Below are 16,184 nucleotides of genomic sequence, written 5' to 3'. Positions count from 1 at the left end.
TTCGCGGCGCACGCCATTGGACGAAGGTCGCAATCTCCGGGGCATTCGACCCGATACGACGAAAGTTTATTCGCTGCGCAGCGGTGAACTCTTCCGATCACCGGCCGATGGCCGCGCTTGAGTAATCTCTCTCAAGGCGGCATTGTGGACTTGGAATTCCGGCGCGGGTGTCTCTGTGCAGACGGAAGAGCGAACGAAAAGGTGCGAAGTGCTTCAGAGCCATCAACAGATTGCCAAGAATTCTCTGCTTCTGAAGAGCATACCAGAAGCTCTTCAAGAGAAGATTCTGGCCAAGGCCACGCCGGTGGAGATGAAGCGTGGTGCGACGATCTTCTTGCAGGGCGAAGTGTCGAAAGCGATCTATATCGTGCTTGATGGCTGGGTAAAGCTCTATCGGATTACCCCCAATGGTGCCGAGGCCGTTGTCGGCACATTCACCAAAGGCAACAGCTTTGGCGAAGCCGTCGCGTTTCGCAAAGACACCTATCCTGTCTCGGCTGAGACCGCCACGGACTGCACGGTGCTGCGCGTCGATGCAGCCAACATGCTTGCCACCATCTCCGAGGATCCGACTGTGGCCATCGCGATCCTCTCTGCAACGTTCGCACATCTTCACTCGCTCGTGTCTCAGATTGAGGCGCTTCAAGCACGCACCGGCGCGCAACGGGTCGCCGAGTTCCTTGTCGAGCTTTGCGGTGAAGACCAGATGGGCCGCCAGAGTGTTGTTCTGCCCTATGACAAGGTGCTCATCGCAGGCCGCCTAGGCATGAAACCCGAAAGCCTCAGCAGGGCCTTCGGCAAACTCAAGACATGCGGCGTGCGCATCAAGCAGAACCTTGCAGACATCGAGGACATGCAGGCCCTTCGCGATTTCATCGAAGAAGATCCTGCAAGTTCATGGCACACAGCATGAGCGCCCGCCTCGAAACTGCGCTGCGCTTGATTGATGCGGCCAATTCGCAAGACCCGAAACGCGAAAACGGTGAGCCTGCGGAACGTCTCTATGGGCACCGCATGAGCGCCGAGGCTAAACGCCTGTTCCCCGAAGCTTCTGAACATCTACAGATCGCGGCACGTGGACAGCATGTTGAGCGCTGGCTGCTGCCGCGCAGTGACTACCCGCTCGGACGGATCGGCTATTTGGAATGGCGCAAGGAACAAGGCCGTCGGCATGGTGAGCGCATTGCCGGGATCATGCGAGAGGCGGACTACTCGGAAGACGATGCAGCGCGCGTGGCCGCAATGCTACGCAAAGAACGGCTGAAACGCGATCCCGAAGTGCAGGCCCTAGAAGACATCGCCTGTTTCGTGTTCCTGACATGGTACTTTGCCCCGTTCGCTGACACACAATCCGCAGAAGCGCTCGACAAGATCGTGATGCGCACCGCGCGCAAGATGTCCGCCGAGGCGCGCGCGCGGGTCCTCAGGGAATTCGATCTTCCAGAGCAGTTCGCCAAGGCATTCCGAGATCAGGGTCCGGGATAGACACCGATGACCGGCACATGTGCGTGCCAGGCCGTGATCCATATGAGACAAGCCAGCACAAGCCGCGCCAAGGACGGGCCGCTGCGTGGCTTCCAACGCCCCGAAAGAAGCGCTGCTAGGGGCAACACGCTCGTCCGCGCAGCAAGCTCTGCCCATGCGGGTTCTCCCATGTCCTGCCGCCTGCGCCGCTCCACCAGACGCATCCCGACGACGGAGAAAAACGCGAACACGCCGAACAGGAGCACATGCGCCAAGTCGCCATTGGCCCAGATATGCGCCCCCGACCAAAGAAGCAGCGCCCAAAGAAGCGGTTGGCGCGTCACCCCGACGATGCCGGGCCTGACCGGATCAAATCCCGCTCGGCGCCCCTCGAACGCGAAAGGGTTCGCAGCCGCCGTGCCAAAAACGACAAGCAAGATCGAGACGGGCATGACAAGGTTCACGGCCCAACGCGCCATGCTGGTCTGATCCCAAAGCGCCACCACAGGCGCACGGCCCGCCGCCGAAATCACCCAGACCAAAAGAGCAGTGGAAAAAAGGCTAAACGCAAGCATGTAGCCCTTCGCCCCAAGCGCGCTCACAAGGGCCCGCTTGACCCCAAAGGCCGCGGGTATCCGATGCGACGCCATGAAGATCACCATCGAAACCCCGAACTCGATCCACCCCATGCCCTATACTCCTCAACCGCCCGCAACGGCCAAACCCATCGCAAAAACCATGAATAAACCAAGAAAAAGCGCGAATCCACGCAGCCAGCCCGGTGCCCGGGACAAGCCGAGATAAACCCGAAGGATCGCCTGCGCCTTGCCCCAGGCCAGCACGAGGATTGCAAGCGCAACCGCGGGTCCGTTTGCGTCGCTCCAAGCGATCAGCGTAGAGAGCATCGAGAAGGCAATCAAAAGACCCCAGGCAGCAGTCGCACTCATCGCTTCACCCCAAGAGATACATGATGGGAAACAAGAGGACCCAGACCAGGTCCACCATGTGCCAGAACGCCGTCCCCGTTTCGACATTGCGAGGCGTTGCCTTCCATCCGACGAGACCAAGGATCACGATCCCGGCCACGACATGAACCGCATGAAATCCGGTCAGGAGGTAGTAGAAGGTAAAGAAAGGATGGGTCTCGAAAGTGATCCCAGCCGCCTCCTTGGCAGCGTATTCCACCCCCTTGATCCACAAGAACGCCACCCCCAAAAGGGCGGCCGCGACAAGGTAGAACCGCGTGCGCAAGACGTTGCCTCTCTCGACGGCCTTGACAGCAAGCGCCGCAAGCCAGCCCGAAGTTACCAGAACGACCGTATTCACCCCTGCCCCTGTTCGGTGCAGGTGGGCTTGGGCCTCCATGAAACCGACCGGGTCAGTCAGCCGGACACCAAGAAACGCGAGCAACCCCGCCCCAAAGACCAAGAGCTCGGAGATGATGAGAACCCACATCATCAAATCGCCCGGGAGGGCATCTAGCCCGCTTCCCGTCTCTTGCGTGGCAGTCTCGCTCATCCGCGCCCCACGATCTCGCTATAGATTTTCGGCAACGCCTCGACAAGCTTGTCAGGGTTGGGAACAAGTGCAAAACCGCCCCGCCCAAAAATCCGCGGAAACCAAGATTTGCCATTGCGATCCACGGTCACCCCGAACACCGCATGTCCCGCGCGTCTCGCCTCCTGAACAGCCATGCGGCTGTCTTCGATGCCGTGACGCCCTTCATAGTGGTCAAGATCGTTTGGCTTGCCATCGGTGATGATGAGCAATAAGCGCCGCCGCCGCGCCTGCCGGGACAACTCGGCGGAACTATGGCGTATCGCGGCCCCCAAACGGGTATAGAACCCCGGCGTCAGCGCGCCGATCCGCGCTTCGACATCGGCCGACATCGGCTCATGGAGCGCCTTGACCTGTTGCAGAAACACGCGCTGGCGTTTCAGCGACGAGAAGGCATTGATCTCACAATCGTCGCCACAAGCCTCGATCCCCCAAGCAAAAGCGGCAAGCGCCTCGCGCTCCACGTCGATCACGGACCGTCCCCCATGCCCGTGTCCCGGGATCGCCGCTTCGGTCGAACGCGACACATCGAGTAAGAGCGAAATGGCAAGGTCGCGCGCCTCGTTGCGGGTCTGCCGCCAAACCCGGTCTGATCCCTCACCGCTCGCCAAAAGGTCAACCCGCGAGCGCACCGCGCGCTCCATATCTAACTCGTCACCATCCGGGTGTCCGACCGTCGAGATGCGGCCGGGCCGCAAAGCCTCAAACCGCCGCCTGACGGCATGGATACGCGCAACAGCGTGCGGATCGCTGCGAAAGGCCGGGACATCGACCCCGGCCTCGGCCCGCCGGACAAGGACGCGCGTATGGTTCGGCATGTAGCGCCCTTTCCTCACATCCCATTCCGGGTAGGTATGTGTGTCCGAGAGGGTTTCACGGTCAACATCCTCAGGCGCGAGGTCGAGGTGCAGCTTGAGCTTGGTCGCCGGGGCGCGGCTCATCTGCCCGAGACCGATCTCATCCTGGTCATCTGCGGCCTTCTTGGCGTCGTCATTGTCGTCTTCCTCGATCCTGCGGTTGAGATTGACAAACTCGGCAAAGCTCAGGATCGCTTCAAACTTGTGCAGGATGAAGCTGTCATTGCGCTCGATCTGGTCGGCCTTGCGGCGCTTGGCGCGTTTGGCCGTGGTGCCGTCGCCCTCTTCCGGCGTGCCTTCCGTCTCGCAGGTCTCGACAGCCGTCGCCTCGGAGCGCCCCATTTCACGCAGAACCGGCCAAAGGGCCACCGGTCGAAACGGGCGGTAGCCGCGGGGGGCGGTGAAATACTCGGTCTTTCCGGTCCTGATCGCCTCAAAAAGCACCTGTTCGCGATCATCAAGCGCGCGCACGTCGCCAAGCATCCGGCGGATCACCGCCTCGACCGCGTTCTCCCAGAGGGGGAGCGCCGGTGTCTGGCGCAAGGCCAGGCTCGCCGCACAGAGATCATTGTAAAGGCCCTTGAAACCGGGCGCGGCCTCTAGGGCGGCTTCGACCATCTTCATGACGCGCCAAAGCGCTTTGAGATCGGCCTGCAACGGGTCATCTGGCAAGTCTTCGGCCACAGGCGCCTGCGACACGATCGCCACAAGCCAAACGTAGAGCGCGGCATTCGCCTCGCGCGCAGGAAAAACCGCCAGGCTCTCTGGCAGGCGCAGAGCCGCTCCGTCAAAGCTTGTCTGCGGCACGGCTTCGGCCCATGTCCCGAGCCGTCGGCGCAAAGAGAGCCGGTGCTGGCTCACCTCATCTGCGACGGCTTTGATCTCGACGGCGGGATCGCCGCCAAGTCCCCTGAATAAGATCGCCAGCCGTCCGCCGACCTCGGAAAGGCCGACCCGGGCTCCGTCGTGGACATCAGGTGCGTCCAGACGGCTGGCATATCGATGCCAAAGTTTCCCGACAGTTTCCTCGGGTTCCCACGGTTCGATTTCGATCTCGTGTCCCACGTGCCTCACCCAAAGATCGCGGTGACAAGATCGAGGAGCCCACGTTTCACGTCCCGGTCATCGCTGAGCGGTTCGATCATCGCGACGTTGATGGCGCGTTCGACGGGCATACCCTGCCGGATCAGTGTGGCGGCATAGATGACGAGGCGTGTCGACACCCCCTCTTCGAGGTCTTGCCCCGTCAGGTCGCGCAACTTGCCTGCAAGACGCACGAGCGGCGCAACACGGTCCTCCGACAAGCCGGATTCGCGCGCCACCACCGCAGTCTCGTGGGCCGGTGCCGGGAAATCGAATTCGACCGACACAAAACGCTGGCGCGTCGATGGCTTCAGAGTCTTGAGGATATTCTGGTATCCCGGGTTGTAAGACGCCACGAGCATGAATCCGTCCCCCGCCTCGAGCTCCTCACCGGTGCGGTCGATGGGCAGGATGCGGCGATCATCCGTCAGCGGGTGCAGGACAACCGTGACGTCTTTGCGCGCCTCGACGACCTCGTCGAGGTAACAGATCGCTCCCTCACGCACAGCGCGGGTCAGCGGTCCGTCGACCCAGACTGTATCTCCCCCCTTGAGTAGGTAGCGCCCGATCAGATCCGCCGCGGACAGGTCGTCATGGCAGGCAACCGTATAGAGCGGGCGACCAAGCCTAGCGGCCATATGCGCAACGAAACGCGTCTTGCCGCATCCGGTCGGCCCCTTGAGCAAGAGCGGAAGCCTGTTCTCGTAGGCGACCTCGAAGACCGCGCATTCGTCGGCCTGCGGCTGGTAGAAGGGGGCGCCATGCGCCGCCCCCTCCGCTTGTTTGTTGAATGATCCGTCCATATCCATCACTCCGCTGGGGTGCTTGCCGGTTTGCCGGGCGCGATGATCTCGGCTTTTCGGCTGGCCAGCATGGCATAAATGAACAATGCGGCACCAATCACGACCGCGACACCGGATCCGAAACGCATCACGTAGAAGATCCAAAGCTGGTCCTGCACGTCCATGTAGTACTCGCCATTGACGCGTTGCAGATGCGTCTGAACAGTACCGGCAAAGGTCAGGGTGAAGGTCATGAAGACCATACCGCCCGACATGAGCCAGAAGGACGCCATGTTGAGCACCTGGTTATAGGGATCACGCCCTTTTAGCACCGGAAGCGCATAGCTGATGATGGCGAGGTTCAGGGCCACATAGGCACCGAAGAATGCAAGGTGGCCATGCGCAGCCGTAATCTGTGTGCCGTGGGTGTAGAAGTTCACGCCGTGCAGCGTATGCAGGAAGCCCCAGACGCCTGCGCCAAAGAAAGCCAGCGTCGCGCAACCGAGCGACCACAAAAGGGCTGCCTTGTTCGGGTGGTCCCGACGCCCTTTCCAGACCATGATGAAGGCGAATGCCATCATGCCGAAGAACGGGATGACTTCGAGCGTCGAGAAGATCGACCCGATCCACTGCCAGTAACCGGGTGTACCGATCCAGTAATAGTGGTGGCCGGTGCCGAGGATGCCCGAGAAGAGCGCCGTGGCAACGATGACATAAAGCCATTTCTCGATGACCTCACGGTCAACCCCGGTCAACTTGAGCATCAGGAAGGCGAGGATCGAGGCCATCACCAACTCCCAGGTCGCCTCGACCCAGAGATGCACGATGTACCACCAGTATTGCTTGTCGAGCGCAAGGTTCGCCGGGTTATAGAAGGAAAACAGGAACAACAGCGACAAGAGCCAAAGCCCCAGAAGCAGGATGTTGGTGATCGCGGTTTTCTTGCCTTTGAGCACCGTCATCGAGATGTTGTAGAGGAAGATCAGCGCCGCAACGACGATCCCCGCCTTGACCCAGCGCGGCTGTTCGATGAACTCGCGCCCCTCGTTGCCGAGAAGGAAATTCCCGTCAAATAGATTGAAGAGATAGGTCACAACAACACCGGCGGTGCCGAGAACGAGAATGCCGAGCTGAAGATAGGCCAGTTTCGGCGAGTGAATCTCGCGCTCGCTTTCTTCCGGCACAAGGTAATAGGCCGCGCCGAAGAAGCCGAGAAGCAACCAGACGACAAGGCTGTTGGTATGCAGCATGCGCGCGATATTGAACGGCAGGATCTCGGACAGGAAGTTCCCGTCCACATAGATCCACCCCATGACGAGGCCGATGGACACCTGAACCGCGAAGAGGATCATCGCGACCAGGAAATACGCATAGGCGATTTTCTGTGTTTGATATTTCATTGTCGTTTCTCCTCAACCCGCATCATTCGGGGGCCAGTCCTGCGCACGGATCGTGTTCGTCCAGAGCAGGAAGTCCGCCAATTCGCGGTATTCCTCGTCCGTTAGGTTGAAGTTGGGCATCTGGCGGCGCCCCTCGATGCCGGTCGGCATCGCATCCATCCAGCCCTTGAGCATGTCGAACGCGCCTTCGGGATCATCCTCGACCCCCCAACGCGTCATGACATTGGCAAGCTCCGGCGCGAAATAGGCCCCTTCCCCGAGAAGCGTGTGGCAATTGATACAGGCGTGTTTTTCCCAGATGTGTTTCCCCGCCGCGACGCTCTCGGTCAGCGTCGCCTTGTTCGTCGAGGTCGTGACGATGTAGCGGTGTGAATGGGCGGATAGCCCGATGAATATGAGTATAAAGAACAGGGAACCGCCATAAAAGATATTGCGGGCCATGCTCTTGGTCATGACTTCGCGCATTGCGAGTGTCCTTCCCTTGGCAGTTGTTGACTGGCCCGAACCTGTCTTTCCGCCCCGAGTCGCTCCTTAACGAAAGTCAATTGCAGAGCGGAATAGCAGCGCTCAGTCGAGGAAAGCGATTTGCACATCATTCAAACGGGACAGGCAGGCGGCAATCTCCTCCCGGTCCATCAGGCAGAACGCCGTTGCGAGCCCATCCGCCAGCACCGCCTCGCGGGCGGATACGGCAACGGTGTCCCATTTCGGGTGCCGGCCCTGCGGATGCATGATGTGATACGCCTTCTGCCTGCCGACCCGCGTAGCCCCCGGCGAGGACGTCGCGAGGCCCCGATTGCTCAAGGGCAGCGTGGCGACCAAGGCCCCGTTCGCCCGCGCGATTCCAACCTCCCAGAGCCTGCCATCCGCAGCGCACCCAAGCGCATGGATCTCGCCCATATCGACAAAGGCATCTTCAATCCCCGAGGATTGCAGCAGTGTCGCGATGCGATCCGCGGCATATCCTTGTGCAATGCCATTGAAGGTGAGGCTCATACCCGGACGCAACCGGATGCGCTCTCTTGAGAATGCCACTTTGTGCCAGCCGGTCTTCTCCCGTGCCGCCACGACATCGCCCCCCGCCTCATAGGCCTGCCAAAGCACCTGAACTGTCGGATCAAAGACCCCATTTGTCGCGCGATGCAAACGATCGGTCCACTCGAAAAGCTCAAGCATGTCAGGCGTGGGATTCCGGAGGATCCCGGTCTCGTTGAGCCGTCGCAATTCTGAAGGTTGATAGAGCGAGACCTGCGTCGCAATGCGGCCGATCTCACGCTTCACATCTTTCCACAGCCTGCGCCTCTGCGCGGCAGGCATGTCCACGACCTCGATCCAAAGATCCGCTCCGAATGCGCGCCCGCGCCAACGCGCCACGTGACTTTCCGCAGACGCGCGAACACCCCATGGCGCCGCGAGGGCACTGGCAGATAGGCCAAGGAAAAGCCGACGCGAAACCTTCAAGAACGCCTCCTATCAACGGTCGAGCCGCGGCCCGAGCAGGACCGGCAGGTAGCTCACGCTGAAGAGTGTGAATGCCAGGATCCAAAGCCCGCCGGAGGTCAGGACCCCTGCATAGTAGAACTCGGGAAGGGCCGATCCGACAAACCGCGCCAATGCGGCAAGCGGTAATAGTGCATAGGCCAAGACCACTTCGCTGCGCACCTTGAGCGCGCGACCTGTATGCCCAAGCGCCGCCCGTGTCATGACCGAAAGGGTCATCCCGCCAATGCCACCGATCGCCAGGACATGCAGTGCGGCGACTTCCGACCCGGCTCCAAGCGTCGCCAGACCGAAAAGAATGAGACCAAGTGCGTTCATGAAATAGGACAGGTGGAGCGCCCACAGGATCGGCTCGCGTAGCGCCCAGCGCCCCTGCCAGCCGGTCAGCCTTGCAAGCCCCAGCCCGCCCGCCACGATCAGAACGGATGCCCAGATCTCCTCCGGCACTCCGAGCAAGAGCCCCGCCGGCGAAAGGAGCGCCGCAACCGTCGCCACGCGCGCGAGCCAGTCAGGTTCGCCCGGAAGGCCCTGCTCCCGCCCGCTACGCAGCATCGCGTTGCGGGTAAAGGCTGGCGTCACGCGTCCACCGAGGATCAGGATCAGCCCCGACAGGGACACAAGCCCGATCCGCACTCCGATCCAGGCACCATCGTCGATCACGCCGCCCCATTCGAGATGCATCATCAGATTGCCACTCCAGAAGAAGAGGATCACGAGGAAAAGGATAAGCTGCTGTGGCTTGGGACGTTTGAGCAGCAATTGCAGAATACGGATGGCAAGGACAGGCAGGAACGCTAGATCGCAAAGAGCAACAAGCCACTCAGGCAAGGCACCCGACCAGAACACGACCAGCCGACCACCGAGCCAAAACGCCGACAGGGTCGCGAAGAATGGCACTGACCCGAGCTTGGCCCCGGTCCAGTTCGGCGCCGCCGTCAGAAGGAAACCCGCCACAACCGCTCCGCCGTAGCCAAAGACCATCTCATGCGCGTGCCATAGATGCGGTGCCATGAAGAAAGGCATCTCGCTGACCATGCCGCCCGCCGCATGGATGGCAAGCCATCCCTCCCAGACGATCATGCTAAGAACCGCGAAGATCCCTGCCGCGAGAAAGAAGATACGGAACCCGGCTGTGAAGAGGCGCCCAAAACCCGTCATGTCTTTCTCCTGTAGTTCGCTCTGGGGACTGTGCTCACTCTCTCTTCGCAGCTGCGGCTGCTTCACTCCTTAACGAAAGTCAAATGCCGCAGATTAGGGCCTAGCCCTATGCGTTCCCGCCGCCGCTGCGCGCTCGTCGCTTGAGGATCGGGCATTGTGTGCTGTCATTCATGATCACCTGGCAGCGCAGGCACAGGACGCACTCATTGGGGTTGATCCGTCCCACAGAATCGATCGCGCCAACCGTGCATTTGGTCTCACACATTCGGCATTCCCGCCCGCATTGAGGGCGCCGATGCAGCCAGTCAAAGATCTTGAGCTTCGACGGTATCGCCAGACCTGCACCGAGCGGGCAAAGGTACCGGCAATAGAACCGTTCGATGAACAGCCCGGCGACAAGGAGCGCCACGACGAACAGGACAAACGGCCATGCACGCATCATGCGCATGGAGATTGCCGTCTTGAACGGCTCGACCTCGGCAAGCACAAGCGCATCGTGCATGGAATAAAACGAGAGCGCCACTATGGCGACAAAGGCCGTATATTTCAGGATCCAGAGCCGCTCATGCAGAGCCTGCGGCACGGCAATCTGCCGGATTCCCAGTCGAACCGCGAGATCGTTGAGAAGCTCCTGCAAGGCGCCAAACGGGCATAGCCAGCCACAATAGATCCCACGCCCCCAAAACAGGACGCCCAGCGCGACGAACCCCCAGAGCAGGAAGATCACCGGCTCGATCAGGAAGGTTTCCCACCGGAATCCCCCAAACAGGGATTGCAGGAACGCGACGACCTGAACAACACTCAGCTGCCCATTCAATCCCCACCCAAGAACGAGGAGTGTGCAAGACAGGAACGCGATCCGCCCATAGCGCCATAGCTTTGGCCGCCGCACAAGCCATTCCTGCGCCAGCATGACAAGGCCAAGCGCGCTGAGCATTGCACTCACGAGGATAATTTCGGCGCGGCTGTCCCGCCAGGCGCTGATCCAGAGCGGCGAGTGCTCAGGTGGCGGACTGGTCTGGAAGAATTTAGGAAGTACGTAATCCGCCCCGACCTGCAACGCCACCTCGCCACCTGTTTCCGCCGGGCGAGTCGCACGCACCTCCACCCTGATCGGTTTCAAAGGATCGACCGTTGCCGGAAGTCGGAAAAGGCTGATCTCCTTCACCTCCGGCGCGCCATCTGCGCGGAGCCGTTTGACCATGTGATACCTGTCCTCGGTCGGCTGAAACCGTGTCTCACCCTGCGTGATCGTCAGTCGGTCAAAGACCCCGCTGCGTCGCCAGGCGGTCCCTCGGTGCGAATAGAGACCCGAGGAGATCACCACGAGCGCCGTTTCACCAAGCCCGAGATTTCCTACCGCGCTAGTAAAGACCTGCTGGCCGAGCAGGTTCTGTCCGACGCTCGGCGTATCGACCAACCCGGCCCAGAGCTGTAGAAAATCCCCTGGCCCGCTCTCGACAGGTACCTTCGCCCCCTCAAAGGCGACCGATGCCTCCGCCATTGTCACCCGCGCCTCGGCAAGCGCACCCGCCTTGACCAACTCCGCCCAGCCCATTTCTGCATAGGTCAGCCGATCAATTCCCGCTCCCACGGAAATGAGGCCGCGTCCTGCGGCCAGGGTGCGCGCCGTGCGCAGGATACCGTCCCGTATGACACCCGTGGAAACCGTGGCGCGGCTTATCACATCGGGCAGGGCCTCCTGACTTTCCTCGAAGGCGCGGCGCAGATCATGGCCGTTGAAATGCGAGACATAGGTCTCAATATCCTCATCCGATATCCCGAGCGTCAGGACAGGTTCGCTGTGGCGCAACAGGATCGCGCCAAGGATCGTTGCTTGCGGAGAAATCGCCACCACGACATCCAAGGGCCGCCCCGAATAGCCGACGGACTCCGCCACCTCCCATGTAGACGCCATATAGGCGATCACACGCTCACCCGAGGCTACGGTCCATCCGGGAACCCCATCCTCTACACGGGTCACGGAGAAAGGCGCATGGACGCCAAGCATGGCCCCGATCTGCGCCTCGGAAAGCGTCAGTTCGGGAATGCCATCCGGGCCGGCCCATGCGCCTGAGGGCATTTCGAGACCGGCAACCGCCAAAACCAACAAGGATAGGACAGAGCGAAGAAAGGGCCGCATGGCAGGCTCCCGTGGCATGTCAAGAAACGCCTCCTTGGGCGCTGCCACACCCTGCGACCGACGGTGCCCCTCCAGCCTTAACAAAAGTCAAGGCTCTTCACGAACGCGTGATTCATACTTGGACATGCCTCACCAGCGGAACGGAGAAACCCAATGAGAATCCGACAAATTCCAGCCAGACGAGCACTTCTTTCAAGTGCAGCCATGGCTATGGCCCTACTTGCCTCGCCTGTCGCAGCCGAGGAAAAGCCCACCGAACATGCTGACGGCCCCGCCGCAGCCTATGAACCTTCGATGACCACGCTCGCGGAAATCGCAGTTGAGATTCCGGGCCGCAAAGAGGGCGACCCGGTCATGACCCAGGAAGAATTCCAGACCGGCACCAAGATCTACTTCGAACGCTGCGCCGGCTGCCATGGTGTGCTGCGCAAAGGCGCGACGGGCAAACCCCTGACCACCGACATCACGCGGGACAATGGCTATGACTACCTGCATAGCTTCATCACCTACGGCTCGCCCGCCGGCATGCCCAACTGGGGCACATCCGGAGAACTGACCGAGGACGAGATCGACCTGATGGCGCGCTACCTACTGCTGGAGCCGCCCGCGCCGCCTGAATACGGCATGGCCGAGATGCGCGAGAGCTGGAACGTTGTCGTCGCTCCCGAAGACCGTCCGACCGAGAAGATGAACGACATCGACATCGACAACCTGATGTCCGTGACCCTCCGCGACTCCGGTCAGATCGCCTTGATCGACGGTGCGAACTACAAGATACACGCCGTGCTCGATACCGGCTATGCCGTTCATATCAGCCGGATTTCCGCCTCCGGCCGATATCTCTTCGTGATCGGCCGCGATGCCAAGGTCAACATGATCGACCTTTGGATGGAAGAACCGGCAACCGTGGCCGAGATCAAGGTCGGCATGGAGGCGCGCTCCGTCGAGACCTCGAAAATGGAAGGCTGGGAAGACAAGTACGCGATTGCCGGCTCCTACTGGCCGCCGCAATACGTAATCATGGACGGCGACACGCTCGAGCCGCTCAAGATCAAATCGACCCGCGGCATGATCTATGACGAGCAGTCCTACCACCCGGAGCCGCGCGTTGCCGCGATCCTCTCGAGCCACTACCGGCCCGAGTTCATCGTCAACGTCAAGGAAACCGGCAAGATTCTCCTGGTCGACTACACTGATCTCGAGAACCTCAAGACGACCGAAATCGAAGCCGAGCGTTTCCTCCATGATGGCGGCCTCGACTCGACCCATCGTTACTTCATCACGGCCGCCAACGCCCGTAACAAGCTGGTGGTGATCGACACCAAGGAAGGCAAGCTCACCGCCATCACGGATACCGGCGGCGCGACCCCGCATCCGGGCCGTGGTGCGAATTTCGTGCATCCCGATCACGGGCCGGTTTGGGCCACGTCCCACCTTGGCGACGACTCGGTTGCCCTGATCGGTACCGACCCGGAAGGTCACGCCGACAAGGCCTGGGAAATCGTCGAGAGCTTCTATGCCCTCGGGGGTGGCTCGCTCTTCATCAAGACCCACCCGGTCTCGGACAACCTCTATGTCGACGCGCCGCTGAACCCGGATGCAGAGATCTCGGCCTCCGTCGCTGTGTTCAAGATCTCCGACATGAAGGCTGGCGTGGAACCGGAATACACCACCCTGCCGATCGGCGAGTGGGCCGGGATCGCGGATGGCCAGCCACGTGTGGTGCAGCCTGAATTCAACAAGGATGGCAGCGAAGTGTGGTTCTCCGTCTGGAACGCCAAGGACAAGGTCTCGGCCATTGTCGTGGTCGATGACAAGACGCTTGAGCTGAAGGAAGTAATCAAGGACGAGCGCCTGATTACACCGACTGGCAAGTTCAACGTCTACAACACCCGTGGCGACGTTTACTGACGCCACCGCGCGGGAAGGGGGTCCCCCTTCCCGCACTTCCCCTCCCTGAGATAGCCAAGAAAGCCAGAGCCATGAAAGATCTCACCAAGGGCAAAGTCTTCCTCATCGGCGCAGGGCCGGGCGACCCCGACCTGCTGACCCTCAAAGCGGTGAAAGCACTCAATACCGCCGATGTGGTGGTCTATGACCGCCTTGTTTCGCCTGAAATCATGGCCCTCGTGCCCAAGGGCACACGCCGGATCGACGTCGGCAAGCAACCTAAATGCCACAAGGTACCCCAGGAAGGTATCAACGCGCTTCTGGTGGACCTCGCGGCCAAGGGGCTTTGCGTCGCACGCCTGAAGGGAGGTGACCCGCTGATTTTCGGACGCGGCAGCGAAGAGGCCGAAGACCTCCGCCTCGCCGGTGTTCCCTATGAGTACGTGCCCGGCATCACCTCGGCCCAGGGGGCCGCCACATCGACAGGCGTCCCGCTGACCCACCGGGGGCTTGCAACTGGTGTGCGCTATGTCACCGGCCACCGGGCCAAGGATGCCTCGCTCGATCTCGACTGGCCTTCCCTTGCCAGCGAAGACACAACCCTTGTGGTCTACATGGGGGCGATGAATATCGGGGATATCTCCCGCAAGCTGCGCAAGAACGGCCTGCCCGAGTCCCTACCTGTCATGGCCATCGCCTCGGCCACGACGCCGCGCGAAGCCCGCCTAGTCTCGACCCTCGACAAGATTGCTGACGACATGGCTACAAGCGATCTTACGGCTCCTGTGCTCTTTATCATCGGACACGTGGTCTCGCTCTATGGCACTGTCGCTGCCGGACATCGCTGCCCCGAACTGGTTGCTGCCTATGCCTGACCTGCGCGCATGTCTGATCTTCGGCCTCGCGACCCTGACAGTCTCAGGGAGTGCTCAAGCCGAGGGCATCTCCGCGCCCCGCGCGGACGAACTGGAACATATGCTGATCCAGGATTGCGGCTCGTGCCATGGGCTAACAATGAAGGGCGGGTTGGGAAGCCCGCTGACCCCCGAGGCCCTCGACGGCGCTGATGCCGACACGCTGGCCTTTATCATCCTCGAAGGTGTGCCCGACACGGCGATGCCAGCTTGGCGCCCGCTGTTGAGCGATAACGAAGCCCTTTGGATTGCGAACTACCTTCTCAAGACGGAGCAGAAAGAATGAAACGTCTCCTCGCGGCTACCGCCCTCGCCCTCCTGCCCCTCACCGCACAGTCCCAGGATGCCAGCTATGCGACGGGCGATCTGGGGCTTGTCGTCGAACGGGCAACCGGTTCTGTCCTGCTGGTCGATCGCTCGGACCACGCGGCCATCGCACAGATCAAGGGCCTTGGCGACCTGTCTCATGCCTCGATGACCTATAGCCCTGACGAGCGTTTCGCCTATGTGTTCGGACGCGATGGCGGCCTGACCAAGGTGGACCTGCTCAAGCGCGAGGTCGTTGCCCGCACGATTCAGGCCGGCAACTCCATTGGCGGCGCAATCTCTGACGACGGAACGCTTGTCGCCGTCTCCAACTACACCCCCGGCGGCGTCAAGGTGTTTGACGCGGACACGCTCGCACTCGTGGCCGACATCCCAGCCGAGGGCAAGACCATCGGCCTCGCAGACCTGCCGGGCCGCCGCTTCATCTGGACAGTTTGGGACAGCGGCAAGGCCTTCCTTGGCGATTTCTCGGGCGCCGCCCCAATCGTCACCAACCTCGGTGAAGTGGGCAAGAACCCCTTCGACGCAGTGGTGACCGACGATGGCCATACCTACCTGATCGGCCTATTCGGCGAAAAAGGTGTCACCGCCATCGACCTCTGGGACGAGCTCCCAACCCCGCGGAAATTCCTCGAAGACTACGGCAAGATCGAAGACGATATGCCGGTTTACAAGATGCCCCACCTTCAGGGATGGGCCTTTACCGAGGGCCAGTTCGTCCTGCCGGCGGTCGGTCGTCATGAGCTTCTCTGGGTCGATCGCGATACGCTCAAGGAAACCGCGCGCACAAAGGTCCACGGCCAGCCCGTCTTCATCATCGCACAACCTGCCTCGCCCTATGTCTGGGTGAATTTCGCCACGCCCCGCAACGGCGTCGTGCAGGTCATCGACAGCCGCACGCATAGCGTTGTCAAGACCCTCGAACCCGGCAAGGCGATCCTACACATGGAATTCGCTCCGCGTGGCGCCGAGGCCTGGGTGTCTTCGCGCGACGACGACAAGATCATCGTCTACGATACGCATAGTTTCGAAGTCAAAGCCGAGATAGATGCCCAATCCCCGTCCGGCATTTTCTTCACCGCCCGCGCTCATCAACCTGGACTTTGAAC

At 61.1% G+C, this 16,184-nt stretch carries 16 protein-coding genes; 6 read left to right on the top strand and 10 right to left on the bottom strand.

Going from position 1 to position 16,184, the window contains the following annotated elements:
• Positions 1-208 precede the first annotated feature (208 nt).
• Together MK745_RS11080 and MK745_RS11075 are read left to right on the top strand one after the other, a co-directional pair.
• Positions 209-913 (top strand): Crp/Fnr family transcriptional regulator, encoded by a 705-nt coding sequence (locus MK745_RS11080; protein WP_243613354.1) that lies wholly within the window; start codon positions 209-211, stop codon positions 911-913.
• Positions 898-1,485, top strand: coding sequence for a DUF4202 domain-containing protein (locus MK745_RS11075; protein WP_243613353.1), 588 nt, complete (start codon positions 898-900; stop codon positions 1,483-1,485). Before MK745_RS11080 ends, MK745_RS11075 begins: the two co-directional genes overlap by 16 nt.
• Here MK745_RS11075 and MK745_RS11070 read toward each other — a convergent pair.
• From MK745_RS11070 to MK745_RS11025, 10 genes are all read right to left on the bottom strand, one after another.
• Positions 1,470-2,153: an NnrU family protein gene (locus MK745_RS11070; protein WP_243613352.1), complete on the bottom strand. Its 684-nt coding sequence runs from the start codon at positions 2,151-2,153 to the stop codon at positions 1,470-1,472. The two genes, MK745_RS11075 and MK745_RS11070, sit on opposite strands and share 16 nt — an antisense overlap.
• A gap of 12 nt (positions 2,154-2,165) precedes the next feature.
• Positions 2,166-2,411 (bottom strand): cytochrome C oxidase subunit IV family protein, encoded by a 246-nt coding sequence (locus MK745_RS11065; protein ID WP_243613351.1) that lies wholly within the window; start codon positions 2,409-2,411, stop codon positions 2,166-2,168.
• A gap of 4 nt (positions 2,412-2,415) precedes the next feature.
• A complete protein-coding gene (locus tag MK745_RS11060; protein WP_243613350.1) occupies positions 2,416-2,982 on the bottom strand; it encodes a cytochrome c oxidase subunit 3 in 567 nt (188 codons plus the stop codon).
• Entirely contained in the window at positions 2,979-4,943 is a 1,965-nt protein-coding gene (locus tag MK745_RS11055) for a nitric oxide reductase activation protein NorD (RefSeq protein WP_243613349.1), read from the bottom strand. The genes MK745_RS11060 and MK745_RS11055 overlap by 4 nt, the downstream gene beginning before the upstream one ends.
• 5 nt (positions 4,944-4,948) lie before the next feature.
• Positions 4,949-5,770, bottom strand: coding sequence for a CbbQ/NirQ/NorQ/GpvN family protein (locus MK745_RS11050; RefSeq protein WP_243613348.1), 822 nt, complete (start codon positions 5,768-5,770; stop codon positions 4,949-4,951).
• A complete protein-coding gene (locus tag MK745_RS11045) occupies positions 5,770-7,143 on the bottom strand; it encodes a cbb3-type cytochrome c oxidase subunit I (protein ID WP_243613347.1) in 1,374 nt (457 codons plus the stop codon). The genes MK745_RS11050 and MK745_RS11045 overlap by 1 nt, the downstream gene beginning before the upstream one ends.
• Before the next feature lie 12 nt (positions 7,144-7,155).
• Entirely contained in the window at positions 7,156-7,608 is a 453-nt protein-coding gene (locus MK745_RS11040; protein ID WP_243613346.1) for a c-type cytochrome, read from the bottom strand.
• A 102-nt stretch (positions 7,609-7,710) separates the two neighbouring features.
• Positions 7,711-8,517, bottom strand: coding sequence for an FAD:protein FMN transferase (locus MK745_RS11035; RefSeq protein ID WP_243613345.1), 807 nt, complete (start codon positions 8,515-8,517; stop codon positions 7,711-7,713).
• A gap of 99 nt (positions 8,518-8,616) precedes the next feature.
• A complete protein-coding gene (locus tag MK745_RS11030; RefSeq protein ID WP_243613344.1) occupies positions 8,617-9,801 on the bottom strand; it encodes an NnrS family protein in 1,185 nt (394 codons plus the stop codon).
• 106 nt (positions 9,802-9,907) lie between these two features.
• Positions 9,908-11,944, bottom strand: a complete 2,037-nt coding sequence (locus MK745_RS11025) for a NosR/NirI family protein (protein WP_243613343.1) — start codon at positions 11,942-11,944, stop codon at positions 9,908-9,910.
• Between the two features lie 204 nt (positions 11,945-12,148).
• Here MK745_RS11025 and MK745_RS11020 point away from each other — a divergent pair, with 204 nt between their 5' ends.
• The 4 genes from MK745_RS11020 to MK745_RS11005 all read left to right on the top strand — a co-directional run bounded on the left by MK745_RS11020 (position 12,149) and on the right by MK745_RS11005 (position 16,182).
• Positions 12,149-13,855, top strand: a complete 1,707-nt coding sequence (locus tag MK745_RS11020; RefSeq protein ID WP_431978970.1) for a cytochrome D1 domain-containing protein — start codon at positions 12,149-12,151, stop codon at positions 13,853-13,855.
• Positions 13,856-13,926: 71 nt separating this feature from the next.
• Positions 13,927-14,709: a uroporphyrinogen-III C-methyltransferase gene (gene cobA / locus MK745_RS11015; protein WP_243613341.1), complete on the top strand. Its 783-nt coding sequence runs from the start codon at positions 13,927-13,929 to the stop codon at positions 14,707-14,709.
• Positions 14,702-15,034, top strand: coding sequence for a c-type cytochrome (locus tag MK745_RS11010; protein WP_243613340.1), 333 nt, complete (start codon positions 14,702-14,704; stop codon positions 15,032-15,034). The genes cobA and MK745_RS11010 overlap by 8 nt, the downstream gene beginning before the upstream one ends.
• A complete protein-coding gene (locus tag MK745_RS11005; protein WP_243613339.1) occupies positions 15,031-16,182 on the top strand; it encodes a cytochrome D1 domain-containing protein in 1,152 nt (383 codons plus the stop codon). The genes MK745_RS11010 and MK745_RS11005 overlap by 4 nt, the downstream gene beginning before the upstream one ends.
• The last annotated feature ends 2 nt before the right edge of the window (positions 16,183-16,184 follow it).

The sequence above is a fragment of the Shimia aestuarii genome, assembly GCF_022814865.1.
In the GTDB taxonomy this organism is placed as follows: Bacteria; Pseudomonadota; Alphaproteobacteria; order Rhodobacterales; family Rhodobacteraceae; genus Shimia; species Shimia aestuarii_A.
This window is presented reverse-complemented; position numbering and strand designations above follow the sequence as displayed.

Coding starts and splice junctions, on each gene's coding strand:
- MK745_RS11075 (WP_243613353.1), top strand. CDS start 898: ATGGCACACAGCATGAGCGCCCGCCTCGAAACTGCGCTGCGCTTGATT.
- MK745_RS11070 (WP_243613352.1), bottom strand. CDS start 2,153: ATGGGGTGGATCGAGTTCGGGGTTTCGATGGTGATCTTCATGGCGTCG.
- MK745_RS11065 (WP_243613351.1), bottom strand. CDS start 2,411: ATGAGTGCGACTGCTGCCTGGGGTCTTTTGATTGCCTTCTCGATGCTC.
- MK745_RS11060 (WP_243613350.1), bottom strand. CDS start 2,982: ATGAGCGAGACTGCCACGCAAGAGACGGGAAGCGGGCTAGATGCCCTC.
- MK745_RS11050 (WP_243613348.1), bottom strand. CDS start 5,770: ATGGATATGGACGGATCATTCAACAAACAAGCGGAGGGGGCGGCGCAT.
- MK745_RS11045 (WP_243613347.1), bottom strand. CDS start 7,143: ATGAAATATCAAACACAGAAAATCGCCTATGCGTATTTCCTGGTCGCG.
- MK745_RS11040 (WP_243613346.1), bottom strand. CDS start 7,608: ATGCGCGAAGTCATGACCAAGAGCATGGCCCGCAATATCTTTTATGGC.
- MK745_RS11030 (WP_243613344.1), bottom strand. CDS start 9,801: ATGACGGGTTTTGGGCGCCTCTTCACAGCCGGGTTCCGTATCTTCTTT.
- MK745_RS11025 (WP_243613343.1), bottom strand. CDS start 11,944: ATGCGGCCCTTTCTTCGCTCTGTCCTATCCTTGTTGGTTTTGGCGGTT.
- MK745_RS11020 (WP_431978970.1), top strand. CDS start 12,149: ATGGCTATGGCCCTACTTGCCTCGCCTGTCGCAGCCGAGGAAAAGCCC.
- cobA (WP_243613341.1), top strand. CDS start 13,927: ATGAAAGATCTCACCAAGGGCAAAGTCTTCCTCATCGGCGCAGGGCCG.
- MK745_RS11010 (WP_243613340.1), top strand. CDS start 14,702: ATGCCTGACCTGCGCGCATGTCTGATCTTCGGCCTCGCGACCCTGACA.
- MK745_RS11005 (WP_243613339.1), top strand. CDS start 15,031: ATGAAACGTCTCCTCGCGGCTACCGCCCTCGCCCTCCTGCCCCTCACC.